Raw genomic sequence first — 5,956 nt, 5'->3', positions numbered from 1 at the left:
CCCGCCGCCCCGCCCCGCGCCCCCGCGCCGGCCGGGCGGCGCGGCGGGCGGGCCAGGTCGAAGAGGTGGGTGCGCTCGGCGGACCCCAGTCGCAGCGCCCGGCAGAGCGCCTCGATCACCTCCGCCGAGGGCCGCTCGGCCCGCCCCTGCTCGAGGCGCACGTAGTAGTCGTTGCTCAGCCCGCTCAGCTCGGCCACCTCCTCGCGGCGCAGGCCGGGCACCCGGCGGCGCGCGGTGGGCGGCAGGCCGGCCTCGGCGGGCGACAGCAGGGCCCGCCGGGTGCGCAGGTAGGCGCCGAGGCTGCTCGCGATCACGGTGGGGTCGGCCATGCGTCCCAGTATGGCGGCGGCGGGCGGGCCCGGACCGGGCTCAGGGTGGCCCTGTCAGTCCCAGGAACGGCGGCCCCTTCATCCGCCCGGCGGCCACATCCAAGATCATCGACATGACCGCTCCCACCACCCTCTCCCCCGGGGCCACCGTCGACCTGGAGCGCCCGACCCCGGGCGTCGCGGCGACCGTGGCCGCCGTCGCCGCCGCCAGCGCGCTGCTGCCGTTCTCCGTCACCGGCGCAGCCGTGGCCCTGCCGAGCATGGCGGCCGCTCTCGGCTCCTCGGCCGGCGCCGCCCAGTGGCTGCTCGACGCCTTCAACGTCGGCTTCGCCGCCCTGCCGCTGTTCGCCGGCGGCCTGGCCGACCGGTTCGGGCGACGGCGGGTGCTGCGCACCGGGATCGCGCTGGTCGCCACGATGTCGCTGCTGGTCGCGCTGGCGCCCTCGATGGCCCTGGCCGACGCGGCGCGGGCCGTCCAGGGCGCCGGGGCCGCTGCCGTACTCGCCGCCGGCGCCGCGGTGCTCGCCGCGTCCACCACCGGGCGCCACCGCCGGCTGGCGTTCGGGGTGCTCGGCGCCTCCTTCGGCGCCGGCCTGGCGATCGGTCCGCCGGTCGCCGGCGCGCTGGTGGGGGCGGCCGGCTGGCGCTCGGTCTTCCTGCTGGTCGCCCTGCTCGCGCTGCCCGCCTGGCTGGCCTCGGCCCGGGCACCGGAGCCCCGCGCACCCGGACGCCGTTCGCCGGGGCCTCTCATTTGGATCTTGCCGGGCGCGCGACGCCGGGCATCCCTCCCCCAGCCTTCGGCCGGGGGTGCCCCCTTGGACGCACCGGCGAAGCACCCAAGTACGACCCAGTACGAGGATGCTCCGCCGGCACGCCCAGCCGGGCGCCGGGGGGCACCTCCCGGCCGGAGGCTGGGGGAGCCGCACGCTGATCCGACAACATCCAAACGAGAGGCCCTAGACCTGCCCGGATCGGCCGCCTTCACCGCGGGCCTGCTCTGCCTCTCGCTGGTGTTCGTACGGGCCGCCGACCTCGGCTGGACCGCCCCCGGCACCCTGCTGCCGCTGGCCGCCGCCCTCGCGCTGCTCGCCGCCTTCGGCGTGATCGAGGCGCGACGCGGTGAGCGCGCCCTGTTCGACGTGCGGCTGCTGCGCCGGCCGGAGTTCCTGGCCGTGGTCGGCCAGCCGTTCACCGTGACGCTGGGCTTCGTGGTGCTGCTCGTCTACCTGCCCTGCTACCTGCAAGGGGTCGGCGGCCGCGGCACGCTCGCCAGCGGCCTGCTCCTGCTGCCGCTGACCGCGCCCGTCCTGCTGCTGCCGCTGCCCGCCGGCCGGCTCGCCGCGCGCAGCTCGGTCCGGGCGGTGCTGACCGGTGCCTCCGCGCTGATCGCGCTGGGCGCCCTGCTGCTGACCACCCTGCGCCCCGACGCCGGGTGGCCCGAACTCGCGCTGCCGCTGCTGCCGTTCGGCGTGGGGGTGGGACTGGCCTTCGGCGTCATGGACAACGCGGCCGTCAGCACCGTGCCGCTGGACCGGGCCGGCGCCGCGGCCGGCCTCTTCAACACCCTGCGGATCACCGGCGAGTCACTGGCGGTGGCCGCGGCCGCCCCGCTGTTCACCGGCCTGACCGCCACCCGCCTGCGCGCCACCGGCCTGAGCCCCGCCACCGCCACCGACCTCGCCGGCCAGGCCGTCCACGGCCACCCCGGCAGCACCCACCCCGCGGCCCTGGCCGACGGCTTCACCGACGCCTTCCACACCATCGGCCTCGCCCTGGCCGCCCTCTCCGCCCTCGGCGCCCTGCTCACCTGGCTCGCCCTCAGGCCCTCCCGCGCCGCATCACCAGGCTGACCCGCAGGGTGCCCGCGCCGACCGCCAGCAGCACCCCGGCCGCAACCGCGATCCCGGCCAACTGGCGCACGCCCCAGGGGTCGTGGGAGAGATCGGCGATCCCCAGCAGGCCCAGCCGGTACAGCAGGTAGAAGGCGTCGTAGGTGGCCACGACGTACCCGAGCGCGCCGTAGCCCACCGCGAAGAGCAGCAGGGCCACGCTGCGCTCCGCCGCCGCGAGCACCAGCAGCGCCACCGCCGAGACGAGCAGCGGCGTGGCGCCGTTGAAGCACGCGAGCTTCGCCGACTCGACCACCGCCGAACTCGTCCGGAACCCGGGCCAGTCGGCCGCCGTGAGCCCGGCGGCCAGCGCCGCCAGCAACACCGCCACCGCCACCGCCGGTACCGCCCGCCCCAGCCGCCCGGCCCGGCGGTACCACCAGAGCACGACGCCACCCCAGACCAGCAGCGCGAGGGCCCAGTACAGCTCCAGCCACCGTGGCCGCGCCAACGCGTAGCCGGCCAGCACCCCCTGCGGCGAGGAGGTCGTCACGATGCAGCCCCACCCCCCGTCGCAGGAGTGCCCCGGCACCAGGTACAGCGGTACCGAGACCGCCAGCAACCCGCCGAGCACCACCAGCACCACCCCGCACCGCCGTGCCACCCCCATGCCCCACTCCCCCCGTCGGACCACCCCTGGCCGCGCCACCGTAGCGCCGCACGCGGTGGGCCGACACCCCGACGTGTCACTGCGAGAGCACATCGTGACCACCATGGGATGCGACCTGCGGTCCGCCCCTCGCCACTGCCCCCAGGGGGCTCACCCCTTACCTGCGCAGGAAGTCGGGTCGGTGGACGTTCCGAGCAAGAACGGGCCGGACGATGACGTGTCACGCGTCCTGGAGGCGATCGTCCGGACTTGGACGCGCCCCCGCCAGCCTGCGGTACTCCCCCGGAGGAAGTCCGTAGGCCGTCTTGAACGCGCGGCTGAACGTCGTCGCATCCGCGAAGCCCCACCGCGTGCCGATCGCCCCCACCGGATGCTTCGCGAGGCCGACCCGCGCCAGGTCGGTTCGGCACCGATCCAGCCGCAGTTCCCGGATGAAGGCACTCACGCTCCGCTTCTCCTCGCGGAACAGGTGATGCAGGTAGCTCACCGAGATGCACTGCGCGTCGGCGATGGTCTGCGGTGACAGGTGGGGCTCCGTCAGGTTCGCGCGAATGAATGCCTTCGCCTCGTGCAGGAGCACGGTCTGCCGGGTCTCCGAGGCCAGCAGACCCTCCCGGTCGGCCATGCCGCCGAGGAACGCACAGGCCAGCTGGACCGCGGCCGACCCGAGGTGCTCGGCCTCCAGTGCGCTCCATCGGGCCTCTGTCAGCTGCCGGAGGAGTCCGGCGAGCAGGGCTCCGGCCCCGTCCGCGGGAAGCCTGCGGGAGAGCAGGCGCCGTAGCGCCTGGGCCGGCAGCGGCACGGTGGACTTCGGCAGGTGGAGGATGACGACACGACTGCGGTCGGTCAGCACGTGGGACGTGAGCGGCCGGGACGTGTCGTACAGCAGCAGGTCACCGGCGTGGACCTGGGTCCAGTTGCGGTCCTGGTCCATACTCATGCTCCCGGCGACCACGTACCCCAACTCCCAGAGCTCGGGATCCGAGCGTCGGATCAGCTCAGGAGTACGCACGGAGCGCAACGTCGGGCAGGAGAACGCCGACGCGGTCACCGGCCCGAGCCTCCACGCGGCAGCCGACGCGCGGAAGTCCCCACGATGCTCTGTGACCTGGTGCGTGGGTGCCAGATCCCGTGTCACCAGTTCGTGCCACCAGGCGAACCTCTCCCCTTTCGGAACGTCCGTCGTCCGTAGTTCGATGCCGTCCATGCCCACCCCTTGATCCGCTGTGGACATGGTGTCACCTGCCCGGCTTCGGCCACGAGGTGGTCGTCCGGCGCCGCCCGCGCTGCGTCTTCCGCGGTGCCGACCTGCCGTCGCAGGGGAACGCCGGCCCCGGCCGGCCTGGCGGTCCGTGAGGGCCGGACGGACCGTCAGGCCGGGGTCGGGGGTGGGGGGCTCAGGTGGCGGGGAGGGTGAGGTGGCGGTGGGTGAGCCAGGCGTCGAGTTTGAGGGCCAGTTCGAGTTCGGTGCGGCTCATCGGCGGGGCGCTCGCCGGGTCGGTGCGCAGGGCGGCCAGGATGCTCTCGTCCAGCACCGGGCGGAGGGGGGAGTCGGCGGGCAGGGCGCCCAGCCGGGTGCGCAGGGCGTGGTCGTAGGCGTGGTCGTGGGTCATCGGGTAGCCGGACTTGCGGCGCTCCAGGACGGCGGCCGGCAGCAGGTCGGCCATCGCCGCGCGCAGCACGGTCTTCTCCCGGCCGTCGGCGGCCTGCAGCGACCACGGGATGCTCAGCGCGTACTGGACCAGCCGGTGGTCGGCGAACGGGGTGCGCACGTCGAAGCCGTGGCGGGCGCTCAACCGGTGGGCGCGGTCCAGCTGTTCGGGCAGGAAGCGGGTGACGAAGAGGAACCGCACGGCGCGCATCCGGCGCTCGGTCGGGTTCTCGCCGGGCAGGCCCGGCAGTTCGGCCAGGGCGTCGTGGTAGTGCTCGGCGCGGAAGTCGACCACTTTCAACTCCCGCATGGCGGGGGCGAAGAGGGTGCCGACCAGCTCGTCGGTGGTGGGCGTCCAGGGGAAGTCGGCGGCCTGCGCCCAGCGCGGGTGGTGGAACCACGGGAAGCCGCCGAAGAGTTCGTCGGCGCCCTCACCGCTGAGCACGGTGTCCACCCGGCCGGCCAGCGCACGGTAGAGCTGCGAGATGGACGGCTCGACGTCGGCGAACAGCCGCGGCTGGTCGAGTTCGGCGACCAGCTCCGCCCAGACCTCGGGGCGGGTCAGCTCGCCGGTGTCGAGCACCAGGTCGGTGTGGTCCGAGCCGAGGTGCGCGACCATCGCCCGCACGTAGGGGCTGTCCGGGTCGGGGCGCACGATGTGCGGGCGGAAGTTCTCCTCGTAGCCCTGGTAGTCGACCGAGAAGGTGGGCAGCGGGCCGGGGCGGGCGGCGCCGAGCAGGGCGGCCAGCGCGCTGGAGTCCAGGCCGCCGGAGAGCAGGCTGCCGGGCTGCTGTGCATCGCCGCTCTGCTCGGCGACCGCGCCGGCCAGCAGCTCGCGGACCCGGGCGGCGGTGGCGGCCGCGTCCTGGCCGTGCTCGGGGGCGGCGGCCACCGGGGCCCAGTAGCGGTACTCGCTGCGGCCGGCGGCCGAGAAGCGCACCGCGTGGCCGGGCCGCACCTCGCGCAGGTCCCGGTAGACGGTGCGGCCGGGCACGTTGATGCCGCTGAGCACGATCCGCAGGCCGTCCTCGTCGAGCGCCGCGCGGGCGGCCGGGTGGGCCAGGACCGCCTCGGGACGGGAGGCGAAGACCACGCCGCCGGTCAGCTCCAGGTAGTAGAGCGGGCGGGTGCCCAGGTGGTCGCGGACCAGGGTCAGCACCCGCTCGCCCGGCTGCCACAGGGCGAAGGCGTAGCTGCCGCGGACCCGCTCGAACGCGCGCTCGCCGAGCACCCGGTGGGCGTGCAGCACGGCGGCCGCGTCGCCCTCGGCGGGCGGGCGGCCGGGCAGCGCGCGCAGTTCGGCCCGGTTGTCGCAGGCGCCGCCGAAGGCGAGCACGGCGGGCCGCTCGCCCGCGGTGGCGTCCAGCAGCGCGGGGCCGGCGGCCGGGCGCGCCGTGCCGGGGCGCACGGCCAGGGTGGCCCCGGGCCCGCTCCAGCGCTGCGCCTGCTGCGGCCGCCCCGCCGGCGCCGCCCGGCC

The 5,956-nt window shown here is 75.7% G+C and carries 5 protein-coding genes; 1 reads left to right on the top strand and 4 read right to left on the bottom strand.

Features of this window, described 5'->3' with window-relative positions; all coding sequences use genetic code 11:
* Nucleotides 1-329, bottom strand: a 329-nt coding sequence (locus ABD323_RS38965) for a helix-turn-helix domain-containing protein (protein ID WP_344446841.1), incomplete at its 3' end; no start/stop codon positions are given.
* Nucleotides 330-442: 113 nt separating this feature from the next.
* On the opposite strand from ABD323_RS38965, the gene ABD323_RS38960 reads away from it, so the two are divergent.
* The gene (locus ABD323_RS38960; RefSeq protein WP_344446840.1) at nt 443-2,179 is read left to right on the top strand and encodes an MFS transporter; all 1,737 of its coding nucleotides are present in this window, start codon (nt 443-445) and stop codon (nt 2,177-2,179) included.
* On the opposite strand, the gene ABD323_RS38955 is transcribed toward ABD323_RS38960, so the two are convergent.
* From ABD323_RS38955 to ABD323_RS38945, 3 genes are all read right to left on the bottom strand, one after another.
* Nucleotides 2,148-2,828, bottom strand: a complete 681-nt coding sequence (locus tag ABD323_RS38955) for a hypothetical protein (RefSeq protein ID WP_344446839.1) — start codon at nt 2,826-2,828, stop codon at nt 2,148-2,150. The genes ABD323_RS38960 and ABD323_RS38955 overlap by 32 nt on opposite strands.
* 220 nt (nt 2,829-3,048) lie before the next feature.
* Nucleotides 3,049-4,035, bottom strand: a complete 987-nt coding sequence (locus ABD323_RS38950) for an AraC-like ligand-binding domain-containing protein (RefSeq protein ID WP_344446838.1) — start codon at nt 4,033-4,035, stop codon at nt 3,049-3,051.
* A gap of 190 nt (nt 4,036-4,225) precedes the next feature.
* On the bottom strand, nt 4,226-5,956 hold a 1,731-nt coding region (locus ABD323_RS38945; protein WP_344446837.1), incomplete at its 5' end, for an asparagine synthetase B family protein.

The organism is Kitasatospora nipponensis (assembly GCF_039528135.1).
Classification (GTDB): Bacteria; Actinomycetota; Actinomycetes; order Streptomycetales; family Streptomycetaceae; genus Kitasatospora; species Kitasatospora nipponensis.
This window is presented reverse-complemented; position numbering and strand designations above follow the sequence as displayed.

Excerpts from the sequence above, each read along its gene's own strand:
- ABD323_RS38960 (WP_344446840.1), top strand. The coding sequence starts at position 443 with ATGACCGCTCCCACCACCCTCTCCCCCGGGGCCACCGTCGACCTGGAG.
- ABD323_RS38955 (WP_344446839.1), bottom strand. The coding sequence starts at position 2,828 with ATGGGGGTGGCACGGCGGTGCGGGGTGGTGCTGGTGGTGCTCGGCGGG.
- ABD323_RS38950 (WP_344446838.1), bottom strand. The coding sequence starts at position 4,035 with ATGGACGGCATCGAACTACGGACGACGGACGTTCCGAAAGGGGAGAGG.